The organism is Kibdelosporangium phytohabitans, from assembly GCF_001302585.1.
Lineage (GTDB): Bacteria > Actinomycetota > Actinomycetes > Mycobacteriales > Pseudonocardiaceae > Kibdelosporangium > Kibdelosporangium phytohabitans.
In genome coordinates this window covers 1,349,531-1,366,178 of the sequence record NZ_CP012752.1, presented here as the reverse complement: position 1 = coordinate 1,366,178, position 16,648 = coordinate 1,349,531, and the positions used below count along the sequence as shown (strand labels likewise).

Genomic DNA, 16,648 nt, shown 5'->3' with positions numbered 1-16,648 from the left:
CCTCGCCGGGCGAGGCCGCTGCCGACAATGCAGGAACCCTACAAGATCGTCCGCTGGGTGTTGGCTTATGCGGGTTTGGCTTCTTGTCCGCTCGGCGCAGCGGCTTCCGCTCGTGCGCACGTTTCGAGGATCGTCCGCGCGACGAGTTCGGGCTCGTCGTGCATCGGGACGTGCCCGCACTCGGGCAGGGTCACCTGCAGGGCCGCGGGCAGCAGTTCGGCTGCCCGCTTTGCCTGCACCGGCCACAGGATCCGGTCCCGCGTTCCCCACGCGATCGTCACCGGCACCTGCGGCGCGGGACTGGCGTAGAAGTAGTCCCTTCCTGCCTGTGCCACGGCGTCGAAGCCCGGAGCCGCTGCCATCGCCGCCAGGTCGCCCAGCATCGCTTCGAGCGGCACCCTCGACGGGTGGCCGAACAACAGGCTTCCGCTGGCCAGCCTGAACGGCGTGATCGACATGACCGTTCGCTGCGCACGCGGGGACAGCCGACCGGTTGTGCGGATCATGCTGAGCACACGCAGCGCCCACGCACGTCCGCGAGCCGTTCGCCAGAATCCCGCCGGCGACAGTGCTGTCACCGAACTGGCGTGCCCCGCGGACGCCAGTTCCAGTGCCAGCATGCCGCCGAGCGAGTTGCCCGCCATGTGTGGCCTGGTGATGCCCATGGACTTCAGGCTGTCCACTGTAGCCTCAAGGGCCGCCTCGACGCTATACGGATGCGGCAGCGACGGCGAATTTCCGAAGCCGGGGAGATCCACCGCGATCACGTCGTGTGCTTCGGCCAGCCGGTCGAGCACCGGTTCCCATGCCTGCCAGCGGTGTCCGATGCCGTGCAACAGCACAAGTGGACTGCCTGAACCGCGCCGTTCCAACGAGATGTTCACTTGTCCATCCTGATCCGTGCGAGGCGCCGCATGATTCCCGGCGCGAACCGTGAAAGCTGGAGTCCCACTTTGGCTTCGACGGCCACCGGAACTACAGCGGTGTTGTTCCTCACCGCGTCGACGATCGCCGTCGCGACCTTGGACGGCGGGAAGTTGCGCCGCCGGTAGGCCTTGGCGGCCTTGGTCCGCAGAGCATCCTGTTTGGACGCGTCAACGCCGACGAACGTGGTCGCACGCGTGATCGGCGTGTCCACGATTCCCGGGCAGATCGCCGAGACGCCGATGCCGGACGACGCGAAGTCCGCCCGCAGCGACTCGGACAACGACAGGACTGCCGCCTTCGTGGCGGCGTAGGCGGGCAGCGAACGGGAAGGCGTGTACGCGGCGGCCGACGCGACGTTCACGATGTGCCCGCCCAGACCGGATTCGACCATCATCGCGCCGAACACCTGGCACCCGTACGCCACGCCGAGCAGGTTCACGTCCACGATCTTCTGCAGCTGCTTGGCCGACATCTCCAGGAACGGACCGGCCATCGCGATGCCCGCGTTGTTCACCACGACGTCGGGCACGCCGTGTTCGGTCTCGATCTTCTCGGCGAGCAGGCGCATCGCCGACTCGTCGGTCACGTCCAACTGGTACGCCGTCGCGGCCGGGCCGATCATCGCGGCGGTTTCGTTGGCCGACGGCAGGTCGATGTCCGTCACGAGCACGTCCGCGCCCTGCCGTGCGAACGCGAGCGCGGTCTCCCGGCCGATCCCGCTGCCCGCCCCGGTGATCAGGACCAGCCGGTGCTCGATGGCGCTGGAGCTGAGTGCGCGTCGCAGGCCACGGGTCGCCGTTGCCCCTTCGACGTGCGACACGAACTCGTCGACCATCTCGGCGATCACGGCCGGCTTCGCCGACGCCACCCAGTGCCTGCCGATCACCTTGCGGCGCCACAGGTTCGGCGCCCAGTCCGCCAGGTCGGCGTACACATCGGGCGAGAGGTAGCGGTCCCCGGTCGGCACGATCAGCTGGACGGGGACCGAGGTGGTGCGCTTCTCCGGCGAGCGCACGCGCTTGAATATGTTCGCCCGGTACAGCTTCATCCCGTGCAGCGCGTCTTCGGTGGACGGCACGTGGTCCAGCTTCTCCACAGCGGCGACGAGCTTCGTCGCGCCGAGCCGCCACACCAGTTCCGGCAGCACGGGCAGGTGGAAGGCCACGATGTACCAGGAGTGCAGCTGCTGCTTGGCGACCTGGACGAGGTTGCGCGGCGTCGGTTTGGCCAGCCGCCGCCGCACCCACTGTCCCATGTGATCGAGTGACGGCCCGGAAATCGTTGTGTACGAGGCGATGCGCGGGTCGTCGTCAGTGACCGCGTGCCAGGCCTGGACGGAACCCCAGTCGTGGGCGGCAACGTGCACCGGCCGGTCGGGGCTGACCGCGTCGACGACCGCGAACAGGTCCGCTGCCAGCTTGGAGACCTCGTAGTCGGCGACCGCGCGGGGTTTGCTGGACGCGCCGGCGCCACGGACGTCGTAGGTCACGACGTGGAACCGCGAGGCGAGGTGGGCGACGACGCCGTCCCACATCGCGTGGTTGTCGGGGTAGCCGTGCACCAGCAGCACAGTCGGGTTCGCCGGGTCGCCTTGCTCGTACACGGCAAGGGACACGTCGCCAGATTTGACCGTCCGCATGGTCACTCCCGTCCTCGCTGACTGCCGAGAACGTTACAACGCTCATTGACATCCTTGCAATGGCGAACCATTGTTTTCGCAGGTCAAATGGGGTTACCGAGAGTAGATTACAGGACCGGAAACGCCGTCGACGGCGACTGGACGCGGCGCTAATCGCTCGTCTGCCCGCCGGACCTGAGCAACGCCTCCAGCCGGTCGCCGACCATGTCGGGGATGACGCGCTCGGTCGACCTGGCCACTGCCGCGGTCACCGCGGAGATCACGACGGTCGGCAGGCGCCGCAGCACGTCGGCGTAGTGCCCCACCTCGTCGCCGCGGGGCAGCCAGTCGTCGCCCTTGGGATCGAGCACGTACCGCCGCACCAGGCTGATCATCAGCGCGGCGACGTGGTCGACCTCCTGCTGCAGCACCCCGGCGAGGTCGATCACCTCGTCCAGCGGGACACCGAGCCGGACCAGCTCGTACCCGGCTTCCAGCAGCTGCGGGCTCGGCACGACCAGCCCGGCGCCCTGCCGCCGGAGCAGGCCGAGTTGCAGCGCCTTGCGCGTGTTGCCGGGCGTGAGCTGGGTGCCGAACATCCGGCGGAGTTCACGGACCGTGATCGGCACCGGCAGCTCGGACGACCACGGTACGCCCATCGCTTCTTCGAGTCCGAGCACGTCAGCGAGGCTGCGGCCGGACTCCCACGCCGCCAGCATCTCGGCGATCTGCGCGAACGCGTAGCCGCGGCCGAGCATGTTGGTCACGAGCCGTAGCCGGGACAGGTGCGCGTCGGTGTAGATCGCGGTCCGGCCGCGGCGGATCGGCGGCGGCAGCAGGCCGCGGTCCTGGTACACCCGGATGTTGCGCACGGTCGTGCCGCTCACCCTGGCCAGGTCGTCGATCCGGTACTCCGCCACGCTGGCATGCTAGGTCCTCATGCGGATGGTGATCGCGACAGTGGCCACCGTGGCGGGTGCCGCGGCGGTCGGGTACAGCACGTTCCTGCCCTGGTACCGGGAACGGCAGGGCAGGCGGATACCGCTGAACGAACTGTGGAACGGCGTCACGGCGACCACGACCGACATGGTCAACTCGCTGTTGCCGCCGTTGGCGGTGGCGATCGTGCTGTGCCTCGCCGGGCTGGTCATCGGACGGCGCTGGATGATGGCGCTCGGCGCTTTCGTCGCCGTGGCCGTGTTCGCGGTGTTCCTCGGCCAGCAACTGCAGGTAGAGGCGTTGGCATCGCAGTTCAAGCAGGGTTTCTGGAACACCGCCGGTGGCTGTGTGTTACTGCTCGTCGGCGCAATCACCCGTCCAGCCCAAAGGAAATCGGCGTAGCCGGGCCAACTTTGTGGGGTCCCTCAGGCGTCTTTGGCAACGCTGGGGAAATTTTCCGACCACACAAGGGGCAGCCCACTGTGCGTGGAACCATCTACACGGCCGCGCTGGCCGTTCTGATCAGCGGTGCAGCCGGCCCACCGGCAGCCGCCGACCCTGTGCGAACCACCCCGACCGCGAGGCCCGCGGCCGCCAAGACGGTCACCCTGATCACCGGCGACAAGGTGACAGTCGCCAAACGCGGAGACACCTGGGACGCCACGATCGTGCCCGCGAAACGGATCGGCGCGCCGTCCGGTTTCGTCAAGGCCGTCGGGCCGGACGGTGTCACCGTGATTCCCGAGGACGCCGTCCGGCTGGTCGCCGACGGCAAGCTCGACAAGGCGCTGTTCGACGTGACCGGGCTGATCAAGCTCGGCTACGACGACGCCGGCACCGCGGAGATCCCGCTGCTGGTGGAGGCCGGCTCGGCCCAGGCCCGCCAGAGCGCCGCGACGCTCGGCAGGGTCACCCGTGACCTGCCCGCGGCGCGGTTGACGGCGGTCTCGACGCCCAAGCAGCGGGCCGCCGACGTGTTCGCGACGGCCAAGACCCGCAAGATCTGGCTCAACGGCAAGGCGTATCCGACGCTGGACAAGAGCGTCCCGCAGGTCGGGGCGCCGGCCGCGTGGCAGGCCGGGCACACCGGTGCGGGCGCGACGATCGCCGTGCTGGACACCGGGTACGACAAGGGCCACCCCGACCTGGCCGGGATCGTCAAGGGCGAGAAGGACTTCACCGGCGACGGCATCCAGGACACGATCGGCCACGGCACGCACGTCGCCGCGACCGCGGCCGGTCGCGGCACGGCGTCCGGCGGCAAGTACACCGGGGTGGCCAAGGGCGCGAACCTGCTGATCGGCAAGGTCTGCGAAACGGGCGGCTGCCCGTTCGACGCCATCCTGGAAGGCATGCAGTGGGCCGCCGAGAGCGGCGCCAAGGTCGTCAACATGAGCCTCGGCGGCGGCCCCGGCGACGGCACGGACCCGATCGAGACCGCGGTGAACCGCCTCTCGGCCGAGCACGGCACCCTGTTCGTGATCGCCGCGGGCAACTACGGGCCGCGCTACAAGGTCTCGTCGCCCGCCGCGGCCGACGCCGCTCTGGCCGTCGCGAGCGTGGACAAGCAGGACCAGCCGAGCACGTTCTCCAGCCCCGGCCCGCGGACCAACGACATGGCCGTCAAACCGGACATCGCCGCGCCGGGCGAGGACATCGTCGCCGCCCGCGCCAAGGGAACGCTGGGCAACGTCGCTGTGGACGAGTTCCACGCCAAGATCAGCGGAACCTCGATGGCAACGCCACACGTCGCCGGTGCCGCCGCGATCGTGGCCGCACAACACCCGGACTGGACCGGCCAGCAGATCAAGACCACGCTGATGAGCACGGCACACCCGGTTTCCGCGTCCATCTACCAACAGGGCGCTGGACGGCTGGACGTCGGCCGCGCGGTCACCCAGCCCGTCTCGTCGCCGACCGGCAGTCTGAGCATGGGCTTCGTCAAGTGGCCATACCCCACCGGCAAGGTGACCAAGCCGGTGACGTACAAGAACTCCGGCACCGCACCGGTCACGCTCGCGCTCGAACTCCAGGACGCCGGGGTGTTCGGCACCGGCGTCAAGGAGATCACCGTTCCGGCGCAGGGCGAGGCGAAGGTCGACGTCACGTTCGACCCGTCCGGCCCGGTCGGTGACCACAACGGCAGGCTGACTGCCCGCAGCGGTGACGTCGTCGTGCAGACCGCGATCGGCGCGTCCAAGGAAGCGGAAAGCTACATGCTGACGCCGAAGCTGATCGACCGCAACGGCACCGAACTGCAGCCTGGCGCCGCCGGTACCCTGCTCTGGAAGCGGCTCGACGGACCCGAGTACGGCATGGTGCAGAGCAACCAGCCGGTACGCGTGCCCGCGGGCAAGTACGCCTTGTTCGGCGGCGTCAAGACGCCGATCGCGGGCAAGCAGGCCACGTCGTCGACCATGCTGGCCGAGCCGGAAGTCGATGTCCGCAAGGACACCACCGTGACGCTGGACGCGCGTCCGGGCGTCCGGGTCAGCACGCAGGTCGAGGAGAAGGACGCCCGCATGGCGGCCGGTGTCACAGCCGTCGCGGCCACCGGCGGCCCCGGCGGCGGCAATGTCGGCTTCCTGACCGGCCTGGACGACGAGTCCTACGCGGTTCCCACGAAGGGCAACCACAACCACCTGGAGTACTACAACCGGGTTCAGCTGGAGCGACCGCCGGTCAAGCTGACCGCGTCCAAGCCGGAATCCTTCGAGATCCCGGTCGACTGGGCACCGAAGTCGCCGACCTTCGTCGGAGACAAGGACCTCACCGCCGTCGACGCCGGGCACGCCACGCCCGAGGAGATCGCGGCACGTGAACTCAAGGGCAAACTCGCGGTGTTCACGTTGGGAGCCGGTGAGGAAGCGGCGTACGACGCCAGGGTCAAGGCGCTCGGTGACGCAGGCGTGGCCGCGGTGCTGTTCTACTTCTCCGACTCGGGGTCCGTCCTCGTCGACGAGAAACCGCCGGTCCCGGTGGCGTACACGCTCGACCCGTCCGGCGCACGGCTGGCCGAACTCGGGAACGCCACAGTGAAGCTGACCGGCCAGGCCGCGAGCCCGTACCGTTACGAGCTCGCGTTCCCGCACCACGGCAGCATCCCCGGTGACCTCGCCTACCGTCCGCAGCACAAGGACCTGGCGTCGGTCGACACGAAGTACCACAGCATGATCGACGGCGGTATCGCGTACATCGACTTCCTCACCCGGTCCGGGGATCTGGACATGGGCTCGGGCCTGTGGTCGACAGTCGTTCCGGTGCCGTTGCAGCGGACCGTGTACTACTCCCCGGTCACGTGGCAGAACTCGTTCCGCGCCGCGCCGAGTCTGGACGGCGGGCACGAGCACGGCTACATCACCGGGGAGAGGACGTACCGCGCGGGCGAGCGACTCACGGCCGAGTGGAACAAGTCGGTGGTCGGTCCGGGCCTGTCGGTGTCGCAGGAGCTGTACACGGGACTGCCGCACTTGGCTTTCCGTGAGGCGGACCAGATCACCGCGGTGCTGCCGTTGCTGTCCGACGCGGCACGGCACTCCGGATTCCCCCGGCCGGAGGAGTACAGCTTCGCCGACAAGGGCGACACGGTGCTCTACGCCGACGGCAAGGAGATCGGCCGCAGCGGGCAACCCGGCGACGGTACCTTCAAGGTCCCGGCCCAGGCGGCGGACTACCGGCTCACCTCGGATGTGACCAGGACCAGCCCGCTCTGGCCGGTGTCCACGAAGGTCGGTGCGGAGTGGACGTTCAAGTCCGGGCACACGGACAAGTCCGTCCCGCTGCCGTTGCTGGCGGTCGGCTTCGACCCGAAGGTGGACATCACCAACCACGCACGGGCCAACGGCGTGCTCGCGATCCCCGTGCGGGTCGACCGGCAGCCGGGTGCCCCGGGTGGCGCCACTTCGCTGCGCACGGTCGAGACGTCGCTCGACGACGGCAAGACCTGGCGTGGCGCACCGGTTGTCCGGGTCGGCGACCGGTGGTGGGCGTTGGTACACAATCCCGCGAGCGGATTCGTGTCGTTGCGCGCCAGCGCTTCGGACAAGGCGGGGAACACGGTCAGCCAGACTGTGGTCCGCGCTTATCGCGTCAAATAACGTGAAGCGGAACTGACCGGAAAAGGTCTCCCCTCGGGGGTGACGCACCATGATCAACCCGGTACCGTGGGTGACGGGTCGATGGCTGGGGGCGACTGACCTCGAGGGGAGATCTTTCACATGCGCGTGCTCACACACGCGGCGATCTTTGCCGTGCTCGTCAGCGGATTGGCGGTCGCACCAGCGACCGCTGAACCGCGAACGGCTGCCGCACAGGACAAATCCACGACAGTCACACTCGTCACCGGCGACAAGGTGACCGTCACGAGACGGGGCCCGAGTTGGGACGTGCGGGTCCAGCCCGCCGTTCGATTCGGCGCACAGCAAGGCTTTCTGCGGCACGCCGGGCCCAGCGGGGTCACAGTCATCCCGATGTCCGTCGCGCCGCTGGTCCGATCGGGTCAGCTGGACCGCGCGCTGTTCGACGTGACCAAGCTGATCGAACTGGGCTACGACGACGCGCGCACGCCGGACATCCCGCTGCTCGTCGAATCCCGTTCCGACCAGGCGCGCAGCGGTGTCGCCGCGCTCGGCAGGGTCACGCGTGACCTGCCCGCCGCGGGGATGACCGCGCTGATGACGCCCAAACGCGACGCGGCGAAGGTCTTCGATACCGCGAAGAACCACAAGATCTGGCTCAACGGCAAGGCATTCCCCACGCTGGACCAAAGCGTCCCGCAGGTCGGCGCGCCGGCCGCGTGGCAGGCCGGGCACACCGGTGCGGGCGCGACGATCGCCGTGCTGGACACCGGGTACGACAAGGGCCACCCCGACCTGGCCGGGATCGTCAAGGGCGAGAAGGACTTCACCGGCGACGGCATCCAGGACACGATCGGCCACGGCACGCACGTCGCGTCGACGGCCGCCGGTCGCGGCACGGCGTCCGGCGGCAAGTACACCGGCGTGGCCAAGGGCGCGAACCTGCTGATCGGCAAGGTCTGCGGCTCGTTCGGCTGCCCGTTCGACGCCATTCTCGACGGTATGCAGTGGGCCGCGGACAACGGCGCCAAGGTCGTCAACATGAGCCTCGGCGGCGGGCAGAGCGACGGCACGGACCCGATGGAGACGGCCGTGAACCGGATCTCCGCCGAGAAGGGCACGCTGTTCGTGATCGCCGCGGGCAACAACTCCGGCGCGAAGGTCTCGAGCCCCGCTGCCGCGGACGCCGCTCTGGCCGTGGGCAGCGTCAACAAGCAGGACAAGCTCAGTCCGTTCTCGTCGCCGGGTCCGAGGTACAAGGACTACGCGGTCAAGCCGGACATCGCCGCGCCGGGTGAGAGCATCGTCGCCGCCCGCGCCAAGGGAACGCTGGGCAACGTCGCTGTGGACGAGTTCCACGCCAAGATCAGCGGAACCTCGATGGCAACGCCGCACGTCGCCGGTGCCGCCGCGATCGTGGCCGCACAACACCCGGACTGGACCGGCCAGCAGATCAAGACCGCGCTGATGGGCAGTGCGCATCCGGTCGCGAACGCCACCATCTACCAGCAAGGTGTGGGGCGGCTGGACGTGGCGCGTGCGGTCGGTCAGAGCGTGACCGCGACCACCGGCAGCCTGAGCCTCGGCTACATCAAGTGGCCGCAGCCGGGGACCGTGCTCAGCAAGCCGTTGACGTACAGGAACTTCGGCGCGGCGCCGGTCACGCTCGCGTTGTCGGTGACCGACACGGCGTTCAAGCTCAGCGTCGCTGAGGTGACCGTGCCCGCCGGTGGCGAGGCCACAGTGACGGTCTCGTTCGACGGCCCGCAGGCGACGCCCGCGTCGTACGGCGGCCTCGTGGTGGCCAAGAGCGGGTCGACCGAGGTCCGTACCGCGGTCGGCGCGACCAAGGAGCCGGAGAGCTACGACTTCACAGCGCGCTCCATCGACCGCGACGGCGGCGTGAACGGCTCCGGGGTCGTCATGGTGCAGAGCCTCGACAATCCCGACATCACGTTCTTCCCGCTGTCGCCCGGCGACACGGCCCGGGTGCCCGCGGGTCGCTACGCGGTGATCTCCCACGTGCTCACCCCGCTGCCGTCCGGGTTCTCGGTGACCCAGGTCAGCAAGCCCGAGATCAGGGTCAAGGCCGACACGACAGTCGAACTGGACGCACGTCCCGGCGTGCGGGTCAGCACCTCGATCGACCGGGCGGACGCTGGCCGGTACGGCAGCGCGTCCGGCCAGTTGGTCAAGGTCGGCGAGGCCGTCGCAGGCGGTGTCGGGGGTGGCGACGACCTGTACGCGGTGCCGACGGCCGGCGAGTACGACCACTTCATGTACTTCGACAGCGCGTCGTTCGAACAGCCGCTGGTCCGGTTGACAGTCACGAAGCCGGAACAGTTCGAGCCGTCGGTCGACTGGGTGCCCGGTTCGCCGAAGATCACCGGCAACCGCGAGCTGTCCACTGTGGATGTCGTCAGGGCGCGGCCGGAGGATCTGGCGCAGCGGGACGTCCGCGGCAAGGTCGCGGTGTTCACCATCGCGGTGGGCGAGGAGCTGGAGTTCATCCCGCGGTTGAAGGCGCTGCGCAGTGCGGGTGCCGCCGCCGCGTTCTTCTACTTCACCGACAGCAACGGAGCCGCGCTGCCCGAGCCTCCCCCGCTACCGACGCTGTACCCGTTGGACGACCAGGGCCCGCGGCTGGCGAAGCTGGGCACGGCGACCGTGCAGATCGCGGGGATCGCCGTGAGCCCGTACCACTACGAACTCAGCTACCCCAGCCTCGGCGCCATTCCGGCCAACCTGACCCACCAGGCCAAGACCAAGGACCTGGCCGAGGTCCGCGCCAACTACCGCGCGGCCGGGCGGGAGGCGGACGTGTTCGCCGACCCGTTCGCCAACGACTTCCCGCTGGCCGGTGCCGGCGGCGCACCGATCCCGTTGCCGACCAGCCGGACCGAGTACTACACGCCGGACACGGTCGCCTGGCAGCAGGTGTCGTACATCGACCGGCGGTACCTCAACCTCGGTGAGCGGAAGGTCCACCGGCGCGGGCCGGTATCCACATCGGACTGGTACAAGGCCGTACTCGGCCCCGGCCAGGCGAAGCTGACCCGCACGAACGCCACGCTCACCGCGGAACTCCCGCTGTTCACCGACGCCGCGCAGCACGCCGGGCCGACGTTCGCCGACCGCGGCGACACCGTGTTGTACGCCGATGGCAAGGAGATCGGCCGCAGCGGCGAGCCGGGCTTCGGCGAGTTCACCTTGGGCGCCGGGCAGGCCAGGTACCGGCTCAGCACGGAGGCGACCCGCGACAACCCGGCGTGGTTGGCGTCCACAAAGGTCACGGCGGACTGGGAGTTCGGTTCGGCCAGTGCCGGACCGCTGCCGTCGATCACCTTCGACCCGAAGGTGGACAACCACAACGCCGCCAGAGCCGGGACGTACGCGGCCATCCCGGTCCGACCGGGCAAGGGCGGCGTGGTCGGCTCGGTCGACTTCTCCACCGACGACGGCACGACGTGGCGCAAGGCGCCGCTGGTGCGGGCGCACGACCAGTGGTGGGCAGTGGTGTGGAATCCGTCCGACGGGTTCGTTTCACTGCGTGGCCAGGCGTCCTACCCGGACGGCAACACCGTGTCACAGACGATCATCCGGGCATACCGGGTGAAGTAGGCAGCCCCGGCGCGGGAGCGACCCTCCCGCGCCGGGGGATCCAGCCCGGTGCCGGGTGAACCGACCGTCCAGGCAGGACCGATCTGTCCCACTTCGGGTTGGTCCCACCCTGGGATGACGCGCGCCGACCTCGGATGGGCCTACTGTCGGACCCATGTCGATTGACAACACGGCCGGGGACACGGCCCTCGGCACCGTCGACGGCGGGTTGAGCTCCGCCGAGGTCGCCGAGCGGGTCGCGGCCGGCAAGACCAACGACGTGCCCGCGCGGGCGAGCCGCACGGTCGGGCAGATCGTGCGTGCGAACGTCCTCACCCGGATCAACGCGATCTACGGGGTGCTGTTCGCGATCATCATGTCCACCGGGTACTTCCTCGACGGCATGTTCGGCCTGTTGATCATCTTCAACAGCGGGATCGGCATGATCCAGGAGCTGCGGGCCAAACGCACGCTGGAGAAACTGGCCATCGTCGGCCAGGCCCGGCCGACGGTCCGGCGCGACGGGGCGGCCACCGAGATCCCGCCGAACGAGATCGTGCTCGACGACGTGATCGAACTCGGCCCCGGCGACAAGATCGTGGTCGACGGCCTCGTGCTGGCGGCCGACGCGCTGGAGATCGACGAGTCGCTGCTCACCGGCGAGTCCGACCCGGTCGTGAAACACCACGGCGACCAGGTGCTGTCCGGCAGTTTCGTGGTCGCGGGCGGCGGCGCCTACCGGGCGACCAAGGTCGGCGCGGACGCGTACGCGGCCAAGCTGGCCGAGGAGGCCAGCAAGTTCACGCTGGTCAAGTCCGAGCTGCGGTCCGGTATCGACAAGATCCTGAAGTTCATCACGTACCTGCTGATCCCCGCGGGTGCGCTGACGATCTACAACCAGCTGTTCAACGTGAACAAGCCGCTCGCCGACGCTTTGCGCGGCATGGTCGCGGCGCTCGTGCCGATGGTGCCGGAAGGGCTCATCCTGATGACGAGCATCGCGTTCGCCGTCGGGGTGGTCCGCCTCGGCCAGCGCCAGTGCCTCGTGCAGGAACTGCCCGCGATCGAGGGCCTCGCCCGTGTCGACGTCGTGTGCGCGGACAAGACCGGCACGCTCACCGAGAACGGCATGCGGCTCGCCGAGGTGCGCAACGAGAACGGTGACGACTCCGTGAACCTCGCGCTGGCCGCGCTGGCACGCACCGAAGCACGGCCCAACGCCAGCTTGCAGGCGATCCTGGAGGCGTTCCCGGACGACCCGGGCTGGCACGCCACGACCGTCGCGCCGTTCTCGTCCGCCCGCAAGTGGAGTGGCGCGAGCTTCGCCGACCACGGCAACTGGGTCCTCGGTGCGCCGGACGTGCTGCTGCCCTCGGGGGACGCGGCCCGCGCCGAAGCCGAGCGGATCGGCTCGCAAGGCCTGCGTGTGCTGCTGCTCGGCAAGAGCGACCTTTCCCTCGACTCGGGCGACGCGCCCGGCACGGTCCGTCCCGCCGCGCTTGTCGTGCTGGAGCAGAAGGTCCGGCCGGACGCCAAGGACACCCTCGACTACTTCGCCTCGCAGAACGTGACCGTGAAAGTCATTTCCGGCGACAACGCGCTGTCGGTCGGCGCGGTCGCGTCCTCGCTGGGCCTGCCCAACTCCGAGGACCCGCTCGACGCCCGCAACCTCCCCGAGGACAAGGAACAACTCGCGGGCGTCCTGGAGGAGCGCGCGGTCTTCGGCCGTGTCACGCCTGCCCAGAAACGGTCGATGGTCGGCGCGTTGCAGTCCCGCAAGCACACAGTCGCCATGACCGGTGACGGCGTGAACGACGTGCTGGCGCTCAAGGACGCCGACATCGGCGTGGCCATGGGTTCGGGCAGCCCGGCGACCCGCGCGGTCGCCCAGATCGTCCTGCTGGACAACAAGTTCGCCACCCTGCCGCACGTGGTCGGCGAGGGCCGCCGGGTGATCGGCAACATCGAACGCGTCTCGAACCTGTTCCTGACCAAGACGGTGTACTCGGTGATCCTCGCCCTGATGGTCGGGATCGCGCAGGTCAACTACCCGTTCCTGCCGCGGCACGTGACCGTGATCGCATGGTTCACCATCGGCCTGCCCGCGTTCGTGCTGTCGTTGGCCCCCAACAACGAACGCGCCCGCACCGGTTTCGTCGCGAGAGTGATGCGAATGGCCATCCCCGCGGGCGCGATCATCGCGACCGCGACATTCGTGTCGTACATGCTCGTGCGCACCAAGGCCACCGACGAGCAGGCGGGCACGACGGCGTTGATCACCTTGATGATCGTGGCCCTGTGGGTGCTGGCGATCGTGGCGCGGCCGTACAAGTGGTGGAAGATCGGCCTGATCGCCTTGATGTCGGTGGCGTCGTTCCTGCTGTTCGTGCTGCCGTTCGCCCAGGAGTTCTTCCTGCTCGACCCCAGCAACACCGGCTTCACCACGCAGGCCGTCGGCATCGCGGCGATCGGTGTGGTCCTCGTCGAGATCGTGTGGTGGATCCAGCGGAAGCTGAACGCACCTGCGGAGACGGACTGACTGCGGCTAGGCGGCGCGGCGATCGTGACTGGCGGGGCGTAGCCAAGGACGGCTAGGTCCCGCGCGGCGGTCGTCATCCGGCGTCGCCGTGGCCGGCGGCGCTGTCTCGTCCTCTCCACGAGCCGTTGGTGTTGGGGCGCCACCGCGCTTGTGGTCGCGTTGCACGATGTACAACAACGCGACTCCGGCGAGCAGCGGCACGTGCGACAACAGCCGGGACGCGGGAACACCCACCGTTGCCAGGTCGACGACCGAGAACACGACCAGCGCCGCGACGAACACACCAACCGCGGGCAGCAAGCCACTGGCCCGTTTGGTTTGCCAGGCGGCTGCGAGCATCGCGAGGCCGAGCGCCAGGTTCCACGCCGCGCCTTCGCTGATCAGGTGCGGTGTCAGCGTCACACCGTGCGACGAGTGCGCGTCCGATCCGAACAGCTGGGCCACTGCCAGCAGCAACTGGATCAGTCCCACGCCCGCCAGCGCCATCCGGGCCAGCGGACGGCGGCGGGGCCGGGTTTCCTCGAGCACCGCGTCGACCAGGTCCGGCGTCGCCACGAGCTCACGCACCCGCACGCGGCGGTTGAGCGCGAACGCCGCGTCGTACCAGCTCTGGCAGGCCGCGCACGTCTCCAGGTGCGCGTCCACCTCGGCTGCCGGTACCGGCTCTTGCTCGCCGTCCAGCCGGGCGGACAGGGCCTCCGTGCACGTCCCACAGTCCATGTCTACATAGTCGCTCGTTGTGCCCGAGTAGTTCCCATCAGCCCTTGCGCTCGAACAGCGCCAGCAACTCCAGGCGGCCGAACATCCGTGCGGTGTCCACCGCCGACGGCGTGCCCGTGAAAGGGTCCGCTCCGCCGTCCAGCAAGGCCTGGACGACCTCGTCCTGGGCCTTGAAGACCGCTCCCGCGAGCGGGGTCTGGCCTTTGTCGTTCGCGATGTTGGCGTTCGCACCCAGTTCGACCAGCGCGGACACCGCCGGCGCGTGGCCGTGGTACGCCGCGAGCATGATCAGGGTGTCGCCTGCTTCGTTGCGGACGTCCACCGGGACACCCGCCTTGATCAGGGCCGTCAGGTCTGCCGCGGCGCCGGATCGGGCGGCGGCGAACGCACGCCCGGCCAGTTCGATCGCCTCGGGGCTCAGCTCGTCGTCTGACACGTCTGCAAGGGTCGCACAGACCCGGCGACCTGGCCCGTCCGTCCGATCATCGGGCCACTCTATCCGTCCATAACGTTTTGGAAATGTTTTGTACCCGGCGAATACGACCAGTCGCCGATTGACCGCCGTAAGTGATATCAATACGGAGCGTTTTCGGTTGATCGCCTGGCGTGAATGCGAGTCGGCCCGGACATGAGAACGGGTAGCCCACGTCCATAGCGATTCATGGACATGAACTACCCGGTCAGCGTGCCCCCGACCGGATTCGAACCGGCACTCCAACCCTTTTAAGGGGCTTGCCTCTGCCTGTTGGGCTACGGGGGCGCGTGAAGCCTAAACGCTCCAGCGCTCCCTTTGGAGCCACTTTGCTCGAACTCATCCGGCTGGCCTATTCAATTGGTCCGGTCAGCTCTTGGCCGCGCGGGTGAATTCAGTCTTCGGGTCCTGGATCTGTCCCATCGAGATGACCTCGCGCCGGAAGACGAATGCGCCGAGCCAGTCGAACATGATCCGGACTTTCCGGTTGAAGGTGGGCATCCTCGACAGGTGGTAGGCCCTGTGCAGCCCCCACGCGAGGAAACCCTTCAGCCGGATCACGCCGAGCACGTCCGTCACACCCTTGTACAGGCCCAGCGACGCCACAGAGCCCTGGTACTTGTGCACGTAGGGCTTCTGCTTCTTGCCACGCAGCGCGGCGAGCACGTTGGGAACCAGCCGCTTGGCCTGGCGGACGGCGTGCTGCGCCGAGGGGCTGCAGGTGGCCGTCGGGTCCTCGGTCGTACGCGACAGGTCCGGCACGGCGGCGTTGTCACCGGCGGCCCACGCGTCCGCGAGGCCCTCGATCTGCAGCTCGGCCGTGCACCGGACGCGGCCGCGCTGGTCGAGCGGCAGGTCGGTGTTGGCGAGCATCGGGTTGGCCTTGACGCCCGCGGTCCAGATGATCGTGTCCGCGTCGAACTCGGTGCCGTCGTCGAGCACGACGTGCCCGTTCTCCAGGGACTTGGCCCTGGTGTCGAGGAAGACCTGGATGCCGCGCTTCTCGAGCACCTTGACGGTGTAGACGCCCATCTTGGCGCTCACCTCGGGCATGATCCGGTTGGAGGCCTCGACGAGCACCCAGCGCATGTCCTTCGCGCTGATGCCCTCGTAGTACCTGATCGCGTACCGGGCCATGTCCTCGAGCTCGGCGAGCGCCTCGACGCCCGCGTACCCGCCGCCGATGACCACGAAGCTCAGCATCTTGCGGCGCAGCTCCGGGTCGGCGGTCGTCGCGGCCTGGTCGAGCCGCGAGAGCACGTGGTTGCGGAGGTAGATCGCCTCGCCGACGGTCTTGAACCCGATGCCGCGCTCCTCGAGGCCGGGGATCGGCAGCAGGCGCGACACGGACCCGAGCGCGCTGATCAGCAGGTCGTACTCGACCAGCTCGGTGTGCCCGTCGAGCGATTCGACGGTGGCCGTCTTGGTCGCGTGGTCGATCTTGGTCACGCGACCGGTCAGGACGTGGCAGCGGCGAAGCACATTGCGCAGCGGCACGACCACGTGCCGCGGCTCGATGGATCCGGCTGCCGCCTCCGGGAGGAACGGCTGGTAGGTCATGTGTGGTTGTGGGTCGACCACTGTCACCGACGCTTCGAGCGACCGCAGTTTCTTCTGCAGGCCCAATGCGGTGTACAGCCCGACATACCCACCGCCGACGATGAGGATCCGCTTCGGCTGTTTCTTGCCCTTGGCCATGGCTCTATGGTCGCACCATCCACGCGGCCCCGCGCGTCACCCCTGGTCAGGTGTGACGC

General features: G+C 68.8%; 10 protein-coding genes and 1 tRNA gene. 4 read left to right on the top strand and 7 right to left on the bottom strand.

Annotated elements, in window-relative coordinates:
- Positions 1 to 65 precede the first annotated feature (65 nt).
- From AOZ06_RS06115 to AOZ06_RS06105, 3 genes are all read right to left on the bottom strand, one after another.
- Positions 66 to 884, bottom strand: coding sequence for an alpha/beta fold hydrolase (locus AOZ06_RS06115; protein ID WP_054288530.1), 819 nt, complete (start codon positions 882 to 884; stop codon positions 66 to 68).
- Positions 881 to 2,566: an SDR family oxidoreductase gene (locus AOZ06_RS06110; RefSeq protein WP_054296444.1), complete on the bottom strand. Its 1,686-nt coding sequence runs from the start codon at positions 2,564 to 2,566 to the stop codon at positions 881 to 883. The genes AOZ06_RS06115 and AOZ06_RS06110 overlap by 4 nt, the downstream gene beginning before the upstream one ends.
- Before the next feature lie 149 nt (positions 2,567 to 2,715).
- A complete protein-coding gene (locus tag AOZ06_RS06105; RefSeq protein WP_054288529.1) occupies positions 2,716 to 3,465 on the bottom strand; it encodes a MerR family transcriptional regulator in 750 nt (249 codons plus the stop codon).
- Between the two features lie 19 nt (positions 3,466 to 3,484).
- Between AOZ06_RS06105 and AOZ06_RS57625 the strand changes: the two genes are divergently transcribed.
- From AOZ06_RS57625 to AOZ06_RS06085, 4 genes are all read left to right on the top strand, one after another.
- Positions 3,485 to 3,886, top strand: a complete 402-nt coding sequence (locus AOZ06_RS57625; protein ID WP_054288528.1) for a hypothetical protein — start codon at positions 3,485 to 3,487, stop codon at positions 3,884 to 3,886.
- A gap of 80 nt (positions 3,887 to 3,966) precedes the next feature.
- The gene (locus AOZ06_RS06095; RefSeq protein WP_054288527.1) at positions 3,967 to 7,581 is read left to right on the top strand and encodes a S8 family serine peptidase; all 3,615 of its coding nucleotides are present in this window, start codon (positions 3,967 to 3,969) and stop codon (positions 7,579 to 7,581) included.
- 120 nt (positions 7,582 to 7,701) lie between these two features.
- Positions 7,702 to 11,181, top strand: a complete 3,480-nt coding sequence (locus AOZ06_RS06090) for a S8 family serine peptidase (RefSeq protein ID WP_054288526.1) — start codon at positions 7,702 to 7,704, stop codon at positions 11,179 to 11,181.
- A 154-nt stretch (positions 11,182 to 11,335) separates the two neighbouring features.
- On the top strand, positions 11,336 to 13,699 hold the full coding sequence (locus AOZ06_RS06085) for an HAD-IC family P-type ATPase (protein WP_054288525.1): 2,364 nt from the start codon (positions 11,336 to 11,338) through the stop codon (positions 13,697 to 13,699).
- Between the two features lie 6 nt (positions 13,700 to 13,705).
- Here AOZ06_RS06085 and AOZ06_RS06080 read toward each other — a convergent pair whose 3' ends face one another.
- From AOZ06_RS06080 to AOZ06_RS06065, 4 genes are all read right to left on the bottom strand, one after another.
- Positions 13,706 to 14,419: a zf-HC2 domain-containing protein gene (locus AOZ06_RS06080; protein ID WP_054288524.1), complete on the bottom strand. Its 714-nt coding sequence runs from the start codon at positions 14,417 to 14,419 to the stop codon at positions 13,706 to 13,708.
- A gap of 37 nt (positions 14,420 to 14,456) precedes the next feature.
- Positions 14,457 to 14,855 carry an ankyrin repeat domain-containing protein gene (locus AOZ06_RS06075; protein ID WP_054288523.1) on the bottom strand — a complete coding sequence of 133 codons (399 nt, stop codon included), beginning with the start codon at positions 14,853 to 14,855 and terminating at the stop codon, positions 14,457 to 14,459.
- A gap of 250 nt (positions 14,856 to 15,105) precedes the next feature.
- Positions 15,106 to 15,179 (bottom strand) — tRNA-Leu (locus tag AOZ06_RS06070).
- A gap of 81 nt (positions 15,180 to 15,260) precedes the next feature.
- Positions 15,261 to 16,589, bottom strand: coding sequence for an NAD(P)/FAD-dependent oxidoreductase (locus AOZ06_RS06065; protein WP_054288522.1), 1,329 nt, complete (start codon positions 16,587 to 16,589; stop codon positions 15,261 to 15,263).
- Between the last annotated feature and the right edge of the window lie 59 nt (positions 16,590 to 16,648).